Origin of the sequence: Salmonella sp. SSDFZ54, from assembly GCF_004010735.1 — a bacterium.
GTDB lineage: Bacteria > Pseudomonadota > Gammaproteobacteria > Enterobacterales > Enterobacteriaceae > Salmonella > Salmonella enterica.
The window spans coordinates 2907427-2925727 of record NZ_CP034819.1 but is presented as its reverse complement, the minus strand read 5'-3'; the positions used below and the strand labels follow the sequence as shown (position 1 = coordinate 2925727).

Here is an 18301-nt window from a genome sequence, read left to right as displayed (position 1 = left end):
TTGAGGTCATCAATGAATTCATTGGCTAAAGCAGGGTTGCTTTGTTGCCTGTTGTGCGGTTCGCTGGCGCATGCCGCAGGGATAAACATCGGCACAACGCGGGTTATTTTTCACGGCGATGCCAAAGATGCGTCCATATCGATAAGCAATAGCGACAACGTTCCCTATTTAATTCAGTCCTGGGCGCAATCGATCAGCGAAACTGGGGCGAGCGGCGATGCGCCGTTTATGGTCACCCCGCCGCTTTTTCGCCTTAATGGCGGGCAAAAGAACGTACTACGAATTATCCGTACCGGCGGCAATTTGCCGGAAGATCGCGAGTCGCTGTACTGGCTGGATATTAAATCGATTCCCAGCAGCAATCCGGACAATAAACACAACACACTCATGCTGGCCGTTAAAGCGGAATTTAAGCTGATTTACCGGCCAAAAGCGTTAACCCAAAAACCAGAAGAGGTTGCCGATCGGTTAACGTGGTCGCGTCAGGGTCGCACGCTCACCGTGAAGAACCCCACGCCCTATTATATGAACTTCGCCACCCTTTCCGTTGGCAGTCAAAAAGTGAAAGCCCCGCGCTATGTGGCGCCTTTCGGCAACGCGCAGTACACGCTGCCTGCCGCCGCCAGCGGCCCGATTGTCTGGTCTATCATCAACGATTTTGGCGGTATTGGCCCCGAACATAAACAAACGCCTTGAGAAGAGTGACAGGGATGAGAGTGCCGATGCGCAAAAGGCAACACCGGGTATTTTATTTATCGCGCTGCGCTGTGTGTATCGCGCTGGGCAGCACGTTCGCACACGTTGCATGGGCGCGCGACTATTTCAATCCGGCATTTATTGAAAACCATGGGCAGGCGAGTCGCACAAGCGTCGATCTGTCGACATTTGATAACGACAAAAGCCAGCTGCCTGGCACCTATTACGTCACTATCAATATCAATAAAACAGAAATCGGCGCGCGAAACGTTGATTTTCAACTCACGACGCTCAGTGACGGTCAACAGGCATTACAGGGCTGTTTACGGCTCCAGGAACTAAAAGATAACAGCGTCAAAACCGACCTTTTTCCAACCCTGGAGAGTGAAAAAGGCTGCGTCGATCTCAGCGTTATCCCCGGCGCCAGCCAGCGGTTTGATTTTCAGCAACAGACATTATCAGTAAGCATCCCGCAACTCTACATCGCCAACAACGCGCGCGGCTACGTGCCGCCGGAAAAGTGGCAGGAGGGGATTACCGCGCTGATGCTGAACTACAGCTTCAGCGGCTATAAAGAGTACGGTTCCAGCGAGGATTCCGACGATGCGGAATCGAAGTATCTCGCTCTCCAGCCGGGTTTTAACCTCGGGCCGTGGCGTTTTCGCAACTACAGTAACTGGAGTTCAAATAACGGCGAGGGCGGTAGCTGGAACAGCGTTTATAACTATTTACAGCGCGACATTATCGCGCTGAAAAGCCAGTTCACCGCCGGAGACAGCAATACGCCATCCGACGTGTTCGACAGCGTACCTTTTCGCGGCCTCCAGCTCACCTCTGACGATCAAATGCAGCCCAACAGCCAGCGTGGTTACGCCCCGACGATTCGCGGCATCGCCCGCTCAAACGCGCAGGTTATCGTGCGGCAAAACGGCTATATCGCCTATCAGACCGCCGTTTCGCCGGGCGAATTTGAAATCAACGATATGTTTCCTACCGGCAGCAACGGCGACTATGACGTAACGGTAAAAGAAGCCGACGGCAGCGAACAGCATTTTATCGTGCCCTACTCTTCGCTGCCGATTCTGCAGCGCACCGGACGGGCAAAATACAGCGTGACCGTGGGTAAATACCGCGATTATAACAACCACACGCTGGACGACTTCGGCCAGGCGACCCTGCTGTACGGCCTGCCGTGGGGCATCACCCTATACGGCGGCAGCCAGATTGCCGGCGATAAATACCAGTCCGTCGCCTTCGGCGTCGGGCAAAATATGCAGATGCTGGGGGCCATTTCCCTGGACGGCATCTGGTCGCACGCCAAATTTGACGATGGCCGCAAAGAAATCGGGCAATCCTGGCGCGTCCGCTACAGCAAGGGCGTCGTCAGTACGGGCACCACGTTTTCGCTGGCCGGCTATCGTTACGCCAGCGAAAACTACAATTCGCTGAGCGAGGTGATCAACGCGGACGACGATTTTTATGATAACTACGGCAAGCGCCATAATCGTTTCGAAGCCTCGGTCAACCAGCAAATTAGCAATACGCTCGGTTCCTTAACGCTAAGTTGGGTCAAAGAAGATTACTGGCACAGCACGCAGCAGATGGAATCTCTGAGCGCCAGCTACAACAATAGCTGGGGTCCGGTGAGCTATATGCTGAGCTACAGCTATAACAAAAACACCTACCAGTACCGTTCGGACAATGACGATGATGATAACGACGACGATCGTTATAACCAGAACGATCGGCTGTTCACGCTGTCGCTGCACGTTCCGTTTACGGTGTTCGATTCCAGGCTATACGCCAGCTATATGCTGAACACGCGTAAGCATGATGCCACGGTGAACAGCACCACCCTTAGCGGCACCGCGCTGCGTGACAGAAACCTGAACTGGTCGTTACAGCAGAGCCACAGCACACAAGACGGTGATTCCGGCGGGGTAAACGCCAGCTACAAAGGTACTTATGCCAACCTCAACGCCGGTTACAATCAGTCGCCAGATAGCCAACAGGTCAGCTACGGCATCAGCGGCGGCATTCTGGCGCACGAAAACGGTATTACCCTGAGCCAGCCGATTACCGGCGCGGCGATTTTAATTAAAGCGCCCGGCGCCAGCGGCGTTTCGGTTGAAAACCAGACCGGCGTCGCCACCGACTTCCGGGGTTATACGGTGATCCCCAACGTCACGCCGTATTATCGCTACGATATCTCGCTCGACAGCAGCACGTTTGCCGACAACGTGGATATTCCGCTCAACAACCAGACCGTCTACCCGACGCGTAATGCGGTGGTGCGCGCGGCGTATGACACGCATAAGGGCTATCGCGTGCTGTTAACGCTGACGCGCAGCAATGGCGAGCCCGTGCCCTTTGGCGCGACGGCAAGCGTCGATGGGCAGGATGCGAACCTGGCCAGTATCGTCGGCGATAAAGGCCAGGTCTTCCTCAGCGGCCTGCCGGAAGAGGGCCTGCTGCTGGTGAACTGGGGAAGCGCCTCTTGCCGCGCGGATTACCACCTGGATATCAGTAAAAATATGAACGGCATCGTGATGGCGAACGCCGTCTGCCAGTGAGGAACACAATGAAGAATTTATGGATGCTGCTGGCGCTGGCGCTATTTTCAGGCCATGCGCTGGCAGAAGGAACGATGGGCAACGGAAGCGGCTGGTGTCAACCCACCAGCGGCACGCATAATTTTCCTTTTAGTTTTAATCAAACCATTACCGATACGGATGGGAACCAGGCAGGGAAAATAGTCAAAGAGAGTTGGTCGGTCGGTGGCGAATACAGCGCCAAGTGCGACTGCGATAATAAAGATTATCGGGGCGTTAACTATTTCACCGCCACGACCGGCGATTTAACACAAAAAGGAACGTACAGCGAAGCGGGTAGCAATGGGCAGCAGATGGATTTTTATGTTCTGGTCGCGGGTAAGCTGGAGATTGGTACGGAAACCTACATCGTCGGTAACCTGAAACAGTATATCCCCGTTCCCTTTTCAGCGATCAGTAATCAGGACCCCACCGCAGGCGGGTGTACGGGCGCGGACATAAACAAAATGTCCGCAGGGAATAAGGGTAACGTGCGTATTTATATTACTCACCCACTGGTAGGTGAAATCACCATTCCTGAGACGACGATTATGAATCTCTATTTGTCAAAAGTGCCGGGCAGCAGCGGAGATAATATTCCCCCTTCCGTTCCACCGATGGCGCACGTCACCCTGTCCGGAACTATTACCGTGCCGCAGTCCTGTTCCATCAACGCCGGGCAGGTTATCGAGGTCAGGCTGCCGGATATTGAGGGCAAAGATATTCGTAATCTCGGCGACAGTCCGCAGAACTCGCACGTCACCACTCAGGTAAACTTTACCTGTAGCAACGTGGCGGACGGCACCAACCTGTCAATGTCATTGAATGGAGAAACCGATCCGCACAACCCGGAATACCTGAAAACCGACAATGAGAATTTAGGGATACGGATTTCCGATAAATACGATAAGACCATCATTCCCGGCGGCAGCGCCGAATTGCCGATTGAAAATTACACAGACGGTAAAGGCAGCACCGAGTTCACCGCCGCGCCGGTCAATACCACCGGACATGTTCCCCACACCGGAGAATACCAGGCTACCGCCACGCTGGAGATTCAGATTCGCTGAGAGAAGCGTTGGGTTTCAGCAAGCCCCCCCCACCTACAGTCCCGTAACCCATTGATATTACGGGCCCGTAGATGGGATGAAGCGAGGTGCAACCCAACGCCCCTGTCAACGCTTAACTGCGCAACCCGCGCCCACGCTGGATCAGCGACCAGCACAGCAGGTAGAAAGCGGCGATAAAGATCACCAGTACGCCAAACGTCGTCACCAGCGGCACATCATGGATACCCAGGAAGCCGTAGCGGAAGCCGCTGATCATGTAGACGATCGGGTTCAGGTGCGACAGCCCTTGCCAGAACGGCGGCAACAGCGTCAGCGAGTAAAATACCCCGCCGAGGTAGGTCAGCGGCGTCAGCACGAAGGTGGGAATCAGGCTGATATCGTCAAAGGTTTTCGCAAACACGGCGTTCAGCAGTCCGGCCAGCGAGAACAGAATCGCGGTCAGAATCAGCGTTAGCGCGACAAATACCCAGGAATGCACCTGGAAAGGCACGAAAAAGAGCGAAATCGCCGTCACCAGAATCCCCACGCACAGCCCGCGCGCCACGCCGCCGCCGACAAATCCGGCGATGATCACATGCGTTGGTACCGGCGCGACCAGCAGCTCCTCAATATTGCGCTGAAACTTGGCGCTAAAAAATGACGACGCGACATTCGCGTAGGAGTTAGTAATAACCGCCATCATAATCAGGCCCGGCACAATAAATTGCATATAGCTAAAACCATGCATTTCGCCGATGCGCGAACCAATCAGGTTGCCGAAAATAATAAAATAGAGCGTCATGGTGATGACGGGCGGCACCAGCGTTTGCACCCAGATCCGCATAAAGCGGTGAATCTCTTTCGCCCAGATGCTTTTAAGGGCAACCCAGTAAAGCTGCATCATGCGCGATCTCCTTGTTTTTCATGCACCAGCGACACAAACAGTTCTTCCAGACGGTTAGCTTTATTACGCATACTTAATACCTGAACCCCCTGCTCGCTCAGTTGGCTAAAGACGCTGTTAACCCCCTGCTCGCGTAACACTTCCACCTCCAGAGTCGAGGTATCCACCAGACGATATTGATAACCCGTAAGCTTAGGTAGCGGGCTTTTTGGCGCTAAATCCAGAATAAACGTCTCCGATTTCAGCTTTGAAAGCAGATTTTTCATGGAGGTATTTTCCACCAGCTCACCGTGCTGAATAATACCGATATTGCGGCACAGCATTTCCGCCTCTTCCAGATAGTGGGTGGTGAGAATAATGGTGGTGCCTTTGGCGTTTAAGTCTTTCAGGAATCCCCACATCGAGCGACGCAATTCGATATCGACACCCGCCGTCGGCTCGTCGAGAATCAATAGCTTAGGCTCATGCATCAATGCGCGGGCGATCATCAGGCGGCGTTTCATCCCACCGGACAGCATCCGCGCGCGTTCATGACGTTTTTCCCACAGATCGAGCTGTTTTAAATACTTTTCGCTACGTAAAACCGCCTCTTTATGTTCCACGCCGTAGTAACCGGCCTGATTCACTACGATCTGCTGCACCGTTTCAAACGGGTTAAAGTTAAACTCCTGTGGCACCAATCCTAGCTGTCGCTTGGCGTTAACCACGTCTTTTTCCAGGTCGTAACCAAAAACGTTAACGCGCCCGGACGTTTTATTAACCAATGAGCTGATAATACCGATGGTGGTCGATTTCCCTGCTCCATTTGGCCCCAGAAGCGCGTAAAAATCCCCCGCTTCGACCTGCAAATCTATGCCGCGCAACGCCTGAACGCCGCCGGGATAGGTTTTTTTAAGTTGTTGAAGTTCCAGCGCAATGGTCATAAATTCTCACTTACTTTACGTTCTTACACTTTATATATGGTTTAAATAATTACGGAGTTGCCCTATATTAGCCCAACGCACTTATTTGGTTACAGGTCGTTAACTTCCATGAAAGACATAGATACACTCATCAGCAACAATGCACTATGGTCAAAAATGCTGGTGGAAGAGGACCCCGGATTTTTTGAGAAACTGGCGCAAGCGCAAAAACCGCGCTTTCTATGGATTGGATGTTCCGACAGCCGCGTTCCCGCAGAGCGTTTAACCGGGCTTGAACCGGGCGAATTGTTTGTTCACCGTAATGTGGCTAACCTGGTTATTCACACCGATCTGAACTGTCTCTCCGTGGTTCAGTATGCGGTAGATGTTCTGGAAGTTGAGCATATTATCATTTGCGGCCACTCCGGTTGCGGCGGTATCAAGGCTGCGGTAGAAAACCCTGAGCTGGGCTTGATTAATAACTGGCTGCTGCATATCCGCGACATCTGGCTTAAACATAGCTCGCTGTTGGGAAAAATGCCCGAAGAGCAACGTCTGGACGCGCTCTATGAATTGAACGTCATGGAGCAGGTCTATAACCTGGGGCATTCCACCATTATGCAGTCAGCGTGGAAACGCGGGCAGAATGTGACCATTCACGGCTGGGCGTACAGTATCAATGATGGCCTGCTGCGCGATCTTGACGTCACCGCCACCAACAAAAAAACGCTGGAGAACGGCTATCATAAGGGTATCTCCGCCCTAAGTCTGAAATACATTCCCCACCAATAAGCCATTAGCTATAGGCCGGATAAGTCGCTTTAGCGACGCCATCCGGCATTTCTGCGCTTACTCGTCCAGCAGCACCACTTTACCAACATACGGTAGATGGCGATAACGCTGGGCGTAGTCGATACCGTAACCGACTACAAATTCGTCCGGAATCGAAAAGCCAACGAACTCAACCGGCACGTCCACTTCGCGGCGAGACGGTTTATCCAGCAGCGTACAAATCGCCAGCGATTTCGGCTCGCGCAGGCCCAGGATTTCACGGACCTTCGACAGCGTATTACCGGAATCAATAATGTCTTCAACAATCAGCACGTCTTTACCGCGAATATCCTCATCCAGATCTTTGAGGATTTTCACGTCGCGGGTGGTGGACATGCCGCTACCATAACTGGAGGCGGTCATAAAATCGACTTCATGAGGAACCTGAACTTCACGGCACAGGTCCGCCATAAACATAAATGAGCCACGCAACAGACCTACCAGCACCATTTCACTGCCGCTGTCTTTATAACGTTCGGTAATCTGACGACCCAGCTCGGCAATACGTGCTTTGATCTCCGCTTCGGGGATCATGACTTCAACAGTATGTTTCATATTTATAACCATATGATTTAAAAACAAATCACTCAATGCCGGTGACTAATAACGCCGCATTGACGCGCAAGGCACGCAGTATAACAGCAAACGTATCCATTCGCGGCATTTGATAAGAAAGCTCATTTTGTGATGACGATCACACATGTTAATTCCTATACTTAATTGCTACTAAAAAATTAACAATTTGGGATGGTGTCTTTTTATGGCAGAAAATAACGCACGATCGCCACGATTACTCGTGACGCTGACGGCCCTCTTTGCAGCACTTTGTGGGCTGTATCTTCTTATCGGAGGTGTCTGGCTGGTTGCTATTGGCGGTTCCTGGTACTACCCCATCGCGGGCCTCGTGATGCTGGTTGTGGCCGGATTGCTATGGCGCAGTAAACGTGCCGCGCTGTGGCTGTATGCCGCCCTGCTGCTGGCGACAATGATTTGGGGCGTGTGGGAAGTCGGGTTCGACTTCTGGGCGCTCACGCCGCGTAGCGATATCCTGGTGTTTTTCGGCATCTGGCTAATATTGCCGTTTGTCTGGCATCGGCTGGTGGTTCCTTCCAGCGGCGCAGTGGCGGCGCTGGTCGTGGCGCTGCTGATTAGCGGCGGCATTCTGACCTGGGCTGGCTTCAACGACCCGCAGGAGATCAACGGTACGCTTCGCGCCGACGCCACGCCCGCCGCAACAAGCTCGTCGATCGCCGACGAAGACTGGCCGGCCTATGGACGTAATCAGGAAGGCCAACGCTATTCGCCGCTGAAACAGATCACTGCGGATAACGTTCACCAACTGAAAAAAGCGTGGGTCTTCCGCACCGGCGATCTGAAACAACCCAACGATCCGGGCGAAATCACCAACGAAGTGACCCCGATTAAAGTCGGCGATACGCTTTATCTGTGTACAGCTCACCAGCGACTGTTCGCGCTGGACGCCGCCAGCGGTAAAGAGAAGTGGCATTTTGATCCTCAGTTGAAGACCGATTCGTCTTTCCAGCATGTGACCTGCCGCGGCGTCTCTTATCATGAGGCCAAAGCGGATACCGCCTCGCCGGAGGTCATCGCCGACTGTCCGCGCCGCATTATCCTTCCGGTCAATGACGGTCGCCTTTTCGCGGTGAATGCCGAAACCGGCAAGCTGTGTGAAACCTTCGCCAATAAAGGCGTCCTGAATCTGCAAACCAATATGCCGGACACCACGCCGGGACTGTATGAACCGACGTCGCCGCCGATTATCACCGATAAAACGATTGTCATTGCCGGTTCGGTCACGGATAACTTCTCTACCCGCGAAACGTCCGGCGTTATCCGTGGTTTTGATGTTAATAGCGGTAAACTCATGTGGGCCTTCGATCCTGGGGCGAAAGATCCGAACGCGATTCCAGCCGATGAGCACGCTTTTACCTTTAACTCGCCGAACTCCTGGGCGCCTGCCGCCTATGATGCGAAACTGGATCTGGTCTATCTACCGATGGGCGTGACCACGCCGGATATCTGGGGCGGTAACCGCACGCCGGAGCAGGAACGTTATGCCAGCTCCATCCTGGCGCTGAATGCCACCACCGGGAAACTGGCCTGGAGTTATCAGACCGTCCATCACGATCTGTGGGATATGGACCTGCCGGCACAGCCGACGCTGGCAGATATTACCGTTGACGGTACTACCGTTCCGGTTATCTATGCGCCAGCGAAAACCGGTAATATCTTTGTGCTCGACAGACGTAATGGCGAGCTGGTCGTGCCCGCTCCGGAAAAACCGGTCCCACAGGGCGCGGCAAAAGGCGATTACGTCGCCAAAACTCAGCCGTTCTCTGATTTAACCTTCCGCCCGAAAAAAGATCTCTCCGGCGCGGATATGTGGGGCGCGACCATGTTCGACCAACTGGTGTGCCGCGTTATGTTCCACCAGTTGCGCTATGAAGGTATCTTCACCCCGCCGTCCGAGCAGGGGACATTGGTATTCCCTGGCAACCTGGGGATGTTTGAATGGGGCGGTATTTCCGTCGATCCAGACCGTCAGGTCGCTATCGCTAACCCGATGGCGCTGCCGTTTGTCTCGAAACTGATCCCACGCGGCCCTGGCAATCCAATGGAACCGCCGAAAGACGCGAAAGGTACCGGAACAGAAGCGGGTATTCAGCCACAGTACGGCGTACCGTTCGGCGTCACGCTGAATCCGTTCCTTTCGCCGTTTGGCCTGCCGTGTAAACAACCGGCCTGGGGCTATATTTCCGCGTTGGATCTGAAGACCAATGAAATCGTGTGGAAGAAACGTATAGGGACGCCGCGCGACAGTATGCCGTTCCCGATGCCGGTTCCGGTGCCGTTCAACATGGGGATGCCCATGCTCGGCGGGCCAATCTCAACCGCCGGTAACGTGCTGTTTATCGCCGCGACCGCCGACAACTACCTGCGCGCTTATAACATGAGCAACGGGGAAAAACTGTGGCAGGGACGTTTACCCGCCGGAGGCCAGGCAACGCCGATGACCTATGAGGTAAACGGTAAGCAGTACGTGGTCGTTTCTGCCGGAGGCCACGGTTCGTTTGGTACGAAGATGGGCGACTATATCGTGGCCTATGCTTTGCCTGACGACGCGAAATAACCATTAATGCCCGGCGTATGCCGGGCATTGTGCCGGGTGGCGGCTTCGCCTTACCCGGCCTGCGTCGGAGACATCGATTAGACCGTAAATCCTAACATCATTCCCGTATCTTCATGTTCTAACAGATGACAGTGCGCCATATAGGCATGTTCCTTCGGCGCGTCGTGATCGAACTTGACCAGCACTTCGCTGATACCACCCTCAACGCGTACCGTATCCTTCCAGCCCGTTCTGTGCGCCGCTGGCGCTTTGCCGTTCTCTGACAGAATACGGAACTGCGTGCCGTGAATATGGAAAGGATGCAGCATCATGTCGCCCACGCCGGAAATGACCCAACGTTCATGTCGGCCTTTTTGCGCCGCGAACATCGGTTTGTTCATATCGAAGACCTGGCCGTTGATAAAGTTAGCGTTATGGAAGTCGAATTTTCGGCCGTGATTCATATTGCCCATCGCGCCATGATTCATCCCGCTGTGATCCATGTTGCCATGATCCATCTCGCCATGCCCCATATTGCCGCCCTGCATATGCGCGTTCATGCTGTCATGATCCATGCCGCTCATCGCCTGAGCGCCATATTTCTTCATCAGCATTTGCATCCCCATCATATCAAGGCGCGGGTCCATCGACAGTTTCAGGTTGCGCACCGTCAGCCCTTCCAGCGACGGCAGCGCCGGCATCGTCGTCAACGTATCCGGCAGCGTACCGGAGGCGGTAATCCGCAGCGGCTGGATACGCATCACCGGATGCGGTTTATCAAACGGAGCGATCGCCATTCCCATCTGGCTGACCGGCAGGGTCACCAGATCAAAGGCTTTCCCGTCGCTGATATCCACCAGCACTTCAAAACGCTCGCCCATTAATAACGGCAGTTCGGTGACTTTCACCGGCTCCGCCAGCAGGCCGCCGTCGCTGGCGATCACATAAAGCGGACGATTATCGCTGGCGGCGATATTCAGCGAACGCGCATTACAGCCATTTAGCAAGCGCAGACGTAGCCAGCCTTTCGGTGCGGAATGCTGCGGATAGATAGCGCCATTGGTCAGCAGCGTATCGCCAAACCAGCCGACGGCGGCGGTCATAATATCCAGTTGATAATCAATCTGGCCATCGGCGGAGAAGCGTTTGTCCTGAATGATCACCGGTACATCGTCGATGCCCCACTGTTTCGGCAGGCGCAATTTGAGAATCTCGTCATCTTCAATCAGCACCAGTCCGGCAAGGCCCATCGCCACCTGGCGCCCGGTTTTGCCGTGTTTGTGCGGATGAATCCAGCAGGTCGCGGCGCGTTGCTGCGGCGTAAACGTCACCGTGCGGGTTCCGCCTGCGGGAATAATCCCCTGCGGACCGCCGTCGACGATGCCCGGAATCTCCAGACCATGCCAGTGAAGCGTCGTGTCTTCGGCCAGTTGGTTATGGATATCAACGGTCACGCTTTTTCCTTTGTGAAGCTGTACCGCTGGCCCCAGCAAATTACCGTTGTAGCCCCAGGTTGTCGCGTTCTTACCGGCGAATGTCGACTGTCCGGCTTTAACAATTAACTGCATACGGTTGCTCGCATCTGCCGTTAACAGGTCAGGAATAGGCAACGCGGGACGTTCGGCGGCAAAAGCGGCGCGGCTCCACAGCGGCAGCGCTGATGCAACCCCCAGCGCCACTGAATATTTTAAGAAATCACGGCGTAACATAATCATTTCCTTATAATGAACAGGCGGGTGTCTAAGCTTAGACCCTGCCCTAACGGGAAGGTCAAGCCAGCAACACGTCTTTACCATTCCTGACAGCAATACAATAAGAATGAAAACGCCGCGACCAATCCTGATAATAAAAGTCGTCGCTACGTTCTCAGTATGCTAACGTTGACTTTCCCTGATGCCGTGGTAGAAGCAATGAAGACGTTTTTCAGACCCGTGTTGTTTGGCAGCCTGATGGCCTTATGCGCAAATAGCTATGCGCTTACTGAATCCGAAGCTGAAGATATGGCCGATTTAACGGCGGTTTTCGTTTTTCTGAAAAATGACTGTGGTTACCAAAATTTACCCAACAGTCAGATTCGCCGTGCGCTGGTCTTTTTTGCCCAGCAGAATCAGTGGGACCTGAGTAACTACGACACCTTCGATATGAAATCGTTGGGCGAAGACAGCTACCGCGATCTTAGCGGCATCGGTATTCCGGTCGCTAAAAAATGCAAAGCTCTGGCCCGCGATTCTCTGAGCCTGTTAGCCTACGTTAAATAATCCTCCGCGATCCTATTGCTGAAATAATGACCGTGCATCCACGGTCATTGTTAGCTATGATGTTGCGCCCTTTTTTTACGGGTGTTAACAATGGAGGTATCAGCCAATGGCCGAAAATACGATGTGGCATGAAACGCTACACGACCAGTTTGGTCAGTACTTTGCCGTAGACAACGTTCTGTATCATGAAAAAACCGATCACCAGGATTTAATCATCTTTGAAAACGCCGCTTTTGGCCGCGTGATGGCGCTGGACGGCGTGGTACAGACCACCGAACGCGACGAGTTTATTTATCATGAAATGATGACCCACGTCCCGCTGCTGGCGCACGGTCATGCGAAACACGTTCTGATTATCGGCGGCGGCGACGGCGCAATGCTACGTGAAGTCACCCGGCATAAAAACGTCGAAACCATCACCATGGTAGAGATAGACGCTGGCGTAGTCTCGTTTTGCCGCCAGTATTTACCCAACCACAATGCCGGCAGCTACGACGATCCGCGCTTTACGCTGGTGATCGACGACGGCGTGAATTTCGTCAATCAGACCCATCAGACCTTTGATGTGATCATTTCCGACTGTACCGATCCGATCGGCCCCGGCGAAAGCCTGTTTACCTCCGCCTTTTATGAAGGCTGTAAGCGTTGCCTGAATCCGGGCGGCATTTTTGTCGCCCAGAACGGCGTGTGCTTCCTGCAACAGGATGAAGCGCTCGACAGCCACCGCAAGCTGAGTCATTACTTCAGCGATGTCGGCTTCTACCAGGCGGCGATTCCGACCTATTACGGCGGCATTATGACCTTCGCCTGGGCGACGGACAACGACGCTCTTCGTCACCTGTCGAGCGAAATTATTCAGGCGCGTTTTCATGCCGCCGGCCTCAAATGTCGCTATTACAACCCGGCTATTCATGCCGCTGCATTTGCGCTACCGCAATATCTACATGACGCACTGTCCGCACAGTGACGTTAAGGAGGTGATAAAAATTGAAAAAGCTGAAACTGCATGGCTTTAACAATCTGACGAAAAGCCTGAGTTTTTGTATTTACGATATCTGCTACGCCAAAACCGCAGAAGAGCGCGATGGCTATATCGCCTATATCGATGAACTCTATAACGCCAACCGACTGACCGAGATCCTGTCGGAGACCTGCTCCATTATCGGCGCGAACATCCTGAACATCGCCCGTCAGGATTATGAACCCCAGGGCGCCAGCGTCACGATTCTGGTGAGCGAAGAGCCGATCGACCCGAAACTTATCGATCAAACCGAACATCCCGGCCCGCTGCCGGAAACCGTGGTGGCGCACCTCGATAAGAGCCATATCTGTGTGCATACCTATCCGGAAAGCCATCCGGAAGGCGGGCTATGCACCTTTCGCGCCGACATCGAAGTGTCAACCTGCGGGGTGATTTCACCGCTAAAAGCGCTCAATTACCTGATCCACCAGCTAGAGTCCGATATTGTTACCATCGATTACCGCGTGCGCGGCTTTACGCGCGACGTCAACGGTATGAAGCACTTTATCGATCATGAGATTAATTCTATTCAGAATTTTATGTCGGAAGATATGAAGTCGCTGTATGACATGGTGGATGTAAACGTGTATCAGGAAAATATTTTCCATACCAAGATGCTGCTTAAAGAGTTCGATCTTAAGCACTACATGTTTCACACCAAACCGGAAGATCTCACTGAAACCGAACGCCAGGAGATCACCGCCGCGCTGTGGAAAGAGATGCGCGAGATTTACTACGGCCGCAATATTTCTGCGGTCTGATTCACCACTGGCAGCGCCTGACGGCGCTGTCACTCCGGCTGCACCAGCGTTAGCGCAAAAGCGCGCCCTTTCAGTTCAACCTGCGCTGACGGCGGCAGATTGACGTCGGTAATCACGTCATTAAAGCGCTCAAGCGGCACCACATTAAAGAGCGAATGCGCGCCATACTTACTGCTGTCCGCCAGCAATACTTTGCGCTGCGCATTAGCAATAATCTCCTGTTTAAGCCCGGCCTTATCTTCCGTTGGGGTCGTCACGCCCGTTTTTACCCCCCATGAATTACAGCTCATAAACGCGATGTTCGGATACACGCTGCGCAACAGCTTACGCCCATGCTCACCGATACAGGACTGACTGCTGTCATCGATACGACCGCCGACAATCGTCACTTCAATTTGCCGGAACTCAGCTAAAAACAGCGCAATATGCAGATCGACGGTGATGACCCGCAGCGGAAGATGGGTTAAGCATTTCGCCAGTTCCATCATTGTCGTACCGGCATCCAGCACGACGGCATCGCCAGCATTCACCAGCGATGCGGCAACGCGTGCGATCGCCCGTTTTTCAGCGGGCGATCGCAGTTGTTTTTCATTGGTGGTGGGCTGGGCGGGTTCAAAACGCCGCAGCGCCACGCCGCCATGACTACGGCTGATCACGCCCTGCTCATCCAGCTTGATCAAATCGCGACGGATAGTGGCTGGCGATGCGTCAACCGCCTCAACCAGCTGTTCTACCGTAACCAGCGTATGGTTTTTCAGATACGCCACAATGAGATCCAGACGGTGTTGTCCTTTCATAACAGGGAATTATGCCAGTTGCATTGCCAGTTTGATCGATACGGCCATGCTCTCAGATTTTGCTTTTCCCGTCCAGGCGATATCAAATGCGGTGCCATGATCGGCAGAGGTCCGAATAAACGGCAGCCCCGCGGTGATATTCACGCCATCATAAAAGCCAAGCAATTTCAACGGGATATGTCCCTGGTCATGATACATCGCCACCACCATATCATACTGCCCCTCATAAGCCTGGAGAAATACAGTATCCGGCGGACACGGCCCATAAACGTCCATACCTTTTGCGCGGGCATCGGTAATGGCTGGCGTCAGGATACGCGTCTCTTCATCGCCAAACAGGCCATTCTCGCCCGCATGAGGATTCACGCCTGCCACGGCGATACGCGGTTTAACGTAACCCACACGCTTGAGGAAAGTATCAGCAATACCAATCACCGTTTCGACACGCGTGGTACTTAACGTATCAAGGAATTTACGCAGCGCGATATGCGTTGAAACGTGAATCACTTTTAGTTTATCGGTGTAAAGTACCATCGCGTAATCGCGGCTATGGGTCAGGGTCGCGAGCAGCTCGGTATGGCCCGGATAGTTGTGCCCTGCCAGGTGCAGCGCCTCTTTATTCAGCGGCGCGGTAGCGATAGCCTGTACGTCGCCCCGTAGCGCTAACTCGGTGGCGCGCTTCACGCAGCGATACGCTAAATCCCCCGCCTGCGCCTGAACTTTCCCGGCCTCCAGCGCCTCCGGCTGCGCCAGCGGCTCATCAATCACATGAATGATGCCGGGCGCAAAACGCGCTTCGGCGACCCGTTCAATGGCCCGTAACTCGACGTTCGGCGTGATGCCCTTCACCTGTAAACGTTTCAACGTTGCGAGGCATCCAATAACCACCAGCGGCGCGCCGTTGAGACCGTCTTCGCTTAGCGCTTTAACAATAATTTCCGGCCCAATGCCCGCTGGATCGCCCATAGTAATGGCAACGGTTTTAGTCTCCACAATACATCTCCTCAATATAATAAAGCGCGTCACACAACGTACTGTCTGAACCGAATCCGCCCGCTTTGGTAATGACCGGCAGATCGTCAATTTCGCTGTTTACAAACGTTCCACAGGGAATACAGGGCGCCACCTCGCTCTGAATGCGATAACCTTCAGCGCCAAGCGCGCCGGCGACGGCGGTAGCGATATCGCCGCCGGTCAGAAACAACCCGCCAATCCGCGCCTGCTCGATAATGTTTAACGTGACGACGCCAAGCCGCTGGCTCAGTCGCTCGCCCAATTGCTGACGGCTCATCGCGGATTTTTCGCACAGCGCGTCGATTAACTGTCGATCTTCTGCGCGACGGCTGGTGCGTAAAATCGTATGTCGATGCTGACTTAACAGCGCGCAGGCCTGCTCTACGACAGACGCGATTTCCTGTTCCGCGCTATCCGACACCATGCGCGCGGCATCGATATCCACGACCTCCGCACGTCCCCGGCACAGCGCATTATCCACCTGACGTCGCGTGGCTTCGCTCATCGAACCGGCCACCACCAGCACCGGCAGCCGCTGCCGGTCTTGCATAAAAAGTTCAACCGGCAACGCATTCGCCAGACCCGCTGCGCCGACGAGCAGCGGCATCGACGGTTGTTCGCACGCCGCTTGCGCAATCAACGTCAGATCCCGCTCTTCCACCGCATCCACGACGATAATCCCTTCGCCCTCAGCCGCATAAGCCGTAAGTAAGGCGCTTAACCCACCGCGTCGGACATCCTGCAAAAAGGCTTCATACACAGGGATCTCACTTTGCAACGCCACTATCTCGGCAATGCGGGAAGAGACAATGGGCGTTTTCGGATCGCTGGCAAATTCGGTTTCCAGTAGCGGGACGCCATTAACCAGACATTTTCCTTCAAGCGTCGTGCGTCCGGCCGCAGGGATCGCGGCGGCGATAACGGCCAGTTTTCGCTGACTGGCGCGCATGGCCGCCGTCACTTCGGCGCCGATATTGCCGCGAAATGTAGAGTCGATTTTTTTGTACACCAGCGGCGCTGGCGATGTCTCACACCACGGGGAAAGCGCGGCATAAACGGCAGATGCCGCCTGATCTGCGGGCATCGCCCGGCTTTCGGTGTTAATGACTAACACATCGGCACGGCGGGACGGTTTTTGCGACGCGCTCAACATGACTTCCGTTCTCGCCCCCTTCTTCGCCAACTGGACGCCGGTATCATTCGATCCGGTAAAATCGTCGGCGATAACTATCATTTTCATGCGTTTTTCTCCAAAGAAGCCTGACGCGCCTGTTTTTTCGCAACCCAGGAGGTCAACACTGGCGTCAGGATTGCCGTGGTGATCACCGAGGCGGCAATCAGCGGAGCGGCAGCAGCGGCCACCTCGGCGAGCGAAGGGTCGGCCTGCGCAATAGCCAGCGGCGTCGCAACGGCATTACCCGCGGTGCTGGAGGCCGCCGCCCCAGCAATGCCAGTTCCGCCAACCAGACGATCTGCGCGAATATTAAAGAAACCGCCAACGAACGTTGTCAGCACGCCGAGCAGAATTCCGGCAAGTCCGCCTTGCAGTAACATTTCCAGATTGATGCCCGCCCCCAGCGCAAAAGCAAAGAAAGGAATGAGCAGCGGGCCGCCTTTGGTCAAAAAATCGCGCATATGAGGATCAAGATTGCCGAGGATCATGCCGACAACCAGCGGAACCAGCACCGCCACCAGCGCCATAATGGGAATGTTCGCCATCCCTGCCGCGCCAAGCGCAATCATCGTAAAGAAAGGGCCATCATTAAGAGACAAAATAGAGATAGCGCCGACGTCGCGCTCATTGCCGAATTCGCCTACCAGCGCAGCATAAAGTCCGCCATTCGAATTGCTCATCGCCGCGATAATCGCCACGCCGCTCAGGCCAAAAATACCCTCCGCGCCGAAAAGATGCTCCACGCCCAGGCCAATGCCGATGGCGACAAGCAACTTAGTGAGCGTAATCGTCCCACCCTGCAATAACGCCTGGGGCGCGGCTTTCACACTGATACCGGCTCCCATACACAGCAGAAAAGCGCCAATCAGCGGCGCCGCGCCGTTTTTAAATAAGGCGGTGGTAAAACCGCCGATCTCAAGCGCCTGTGGAGCGAAGGTGTTAATGACTGCGCCAATAACGAGCGGTACGACCATCATGCCGCCGGGTACGCGCTCTATTGCTTTTTTGATGTTCATGGTCTTACCGCCTGTTGCTTGCTGTGATTGAATAAAATCATAACGATTATATTCAATCAAATTAAGATCACAAACGCGTCAGATCACAGTTTTAAAATGATTAATAAAAATCAAAAAATCATTCTGCAATAAAAAAGCCGGGATACTCCCGGCTGGA

16 protein-coding genes are annotated in these 18301 nt (G+C 54.0%); 8 read left to right on the top strand and 8 right to left on the bottom strand.

Annotated elements, in window-relative coordinates:
- The first annotated feature begins 12 nt into the window (after window positions 1-12).
- The 3 genes from stiB to EOS97_RS14460 are packed head-to-tail and all read left to right on the top strand — an operon-like array spanning window position 13 to window position 4357.
- A complete protein-coding gene (gene stiB / locus EOS97_RS14470) occupies window positions 13-696 on the top strand; it encodes a fimbrial biogenesis chaperone StiB (protein ID WP_001086407.1) in 684 nt (227 codons plus the stop codon).
- Window positions 697-722: 26 nt separating this feature from the next.
- Window positions 723-3269: a fimbrial outer membrane usher protein gene (locus EOS97_RS14465; RefSeq protein WP_127836164.1), complete on the top strand. Its 2547-nt coding sequence runs from the start codon at window positions 723-725 to the stop codon at window positions 3267-3269.
- Window positions 3270-3277: 8 nt separating this feature from the next.
- Window positions 3278-4357, top strand: coding sequence for a fimbrial protein (locus EOS97_RS14460; protein ID WP_000794033.1), 1080 nt, complete (start codon window positions 3278-3280; stop codon window positions 4355-4357).
- 112 nt (window positions 4358-4469) lie between these two features.
- Here EOS97_RS14460 and EOS97_RS14455 read toward each other — a convergent pair whose 3' ends face one another.
- A complete protein-coding gene (locus EOS97_RS14455; protein ID WP_000983418.1) occupies window positions 4470-5240 on the bottom strand; it encodes an ABC transporter permease in 771 nt (256 codons plus the stop codon).
- Window positions 5237-6163 (bottom strand): ABC transporter ATP-binding protein, encoded by a 927-nt coding sequence (locus EOS97_RS14450; protein ID WP_000150619.1) that lies wholly within the window; start codon window positions 6161-6163, stop codon window positions 5237-5239. Before EOS97_RS14450 ends, EOS97_RS14455 begins: the two co-directional genes overlap by 4 nt.
- A gap of 108 nt (window positions 6164-6271) precedes the next feature.
- Between EOS97_RS14450 and can the strand changes: the two genes are divergently transcribed.
- On the top strand, window positions 6272-6934 hold the full coding sequence (can, locus tag EOS97_RS14445) for a carbonate dehydratase (RefSeq protein ID WP_000651590.1): 663 nt from the start codon (window positions 6272-6274) through the stop codon (window positions 6932-6934).
- A gap of 57 nt (window positions 6935-6991) precedes the next feature.
- On the opposite strand, the gene hpt is transcribed toward can, so the two are convergent.
- Complete coding sequence (gene hpt / locus EOS97_RS14440; protein ID WP_000683342.1) at window positions 6992-7528, bottom strand: hypoxanthine phosphoribosyltransferase; 537 nt, start codon at window positions 7526-7528, stop codon at window positions 6992-6994.
- Window positions 7529-7733: 205 nt separating this feature from the next.
- On the opposite strand from hpt, the gene EOS97_RS14435 reads away from it, so the two are divergent.
- On the top strand, window positions 7734-10124 hold the full coding sequence (locus tag EOS97_RS14435) for a glucose/quinate/shikimate family membrane-bound PQQ-dependent dehydrogenase (RefSeq protein ID WP_127836163.1): 2391 nt from the start codon (window positions 7734-7736) through the stop codon (window positions 10122-10124).
- Between the two features lie 77 nt (window positions 10125-10201).
- On the opposite strand, the gene cueO is transcribed toward EOS97_RS14435, so the two are convergent.
- A complete protein-coding gene (gene cueO, locus EOS97_RS14430) occupies window positions 10202-11812 on the bottom strand; it encodes a multicopper oxidase CueO (RefSeq protein ID WP_000946049.1) in 1611 nt (536 codons plus the stop codon).
- Between the two features lie 201 nt (window positions 11813-12013).
- Between cueO and EOS97_RS14425 the strand changes: the two genes are divergently transcribed.
- From EOS97_RS14425 to speD, 3 genes are all read left to right on the top strand, one after another.
- Complete coding sequence (locus EOS97_RS14425; RefSeq protein ID WP_000846613.1) at window positions 12014-12361, top strand: YacC family pilotin-like protein; 348 nt, start codon at window positions 12014-12016, stop codon at window positions 12359-12361.
- A 106-nt stretch (window positions 12362-12467) separates the two neighbouring features.
- Window positions 12468-13328, top strand: a complete 861-nt coding sequence (gene speE / locus EOS97_RS14420; RefSeq protein WP_000829968.1) for a polyamine aminopropyltransferase — start codon at window positions 12468-12470, stop codon at window positions 13326-13328.
- 20 nt (window positions 13329-13348) lie between these two features.
- Window positions 13349-14143 (top strand): adenosylmethionine decarboxylase, encoded by a 795-nt coding sequence (gene speD / locus EOS97_RS14415; RefSeq protein WP_000734276.1) that lies wholly within the window; start codon window positions 13349-13351, stop codon window positions 14141-14143.
- 29 nt (window positions 14144-14172) lie between these two features.
- Here the strand turns inward: speD and EOS97_RS14410 are convergent, their stop codons facing one another.
- From EOS97_RS14410 to EOS97_RS14395, 4 genes are read right to left on the bottom strand one after another with little or no spacing between them, the layout of a single operon-like run.
- Window positions 14173-14940 (bottom strand): DeoR/GlpR family DNA-binding transcription regulator, encoded by a 768-nt coding sequence (locus tag EOS97_RS14410; RefSeq protein WP_000678254.1) that lies wholly within the window; start codon window positions 14938-14940, stop codon window positions 14173-14175.
- Window positions 14941-14949: 9 nt separating this feature from the next.
- Window positions 14950-15933: a D-threonate 4-phosphate dehydrogenase gene (locus EOS97_RS14405; protein ID WP_000448752.1), complete on the bottom strand. Its 984-nt coding sequence runs from the start codon at window positions 15931-15933 to the stop codon at window positions 14950-14952.
- On the bottom strand, window positions 15923-17194 hold the full coding sequence (locus tag EOS97_RS14400; protein WP_000782187.1) for a D-threonate kinase: 1272 nt from the start codon (window positions 17192-17194) through the stop codon (window positions 15923-15925). The genes EOS97_RS14405 and EOS97_RS14400 overlap by 11 nt, the downstream gene beginning before the upstream one ends.
- Window positions 17191-18144 carry a 2-keto-3-deoxygluconate permease 1 gene (locus EOS97_RS14395; RefSeq protein ID WP_001022089.1) on the bottom strand — a complete coding sequence of 318 codons (954 nt, stop codon included), beginning with the start codon at window positions 18142-18144 and terminating at the stop codon, window positions 17191-17193. The genes EOS97_RS14400 and EOS97_RS14395 overlap by 4 nt, the downstream gene beginning before the upstream one ends.
- Window positions 18145-18301: the final 157 nt, after the last annotated feature.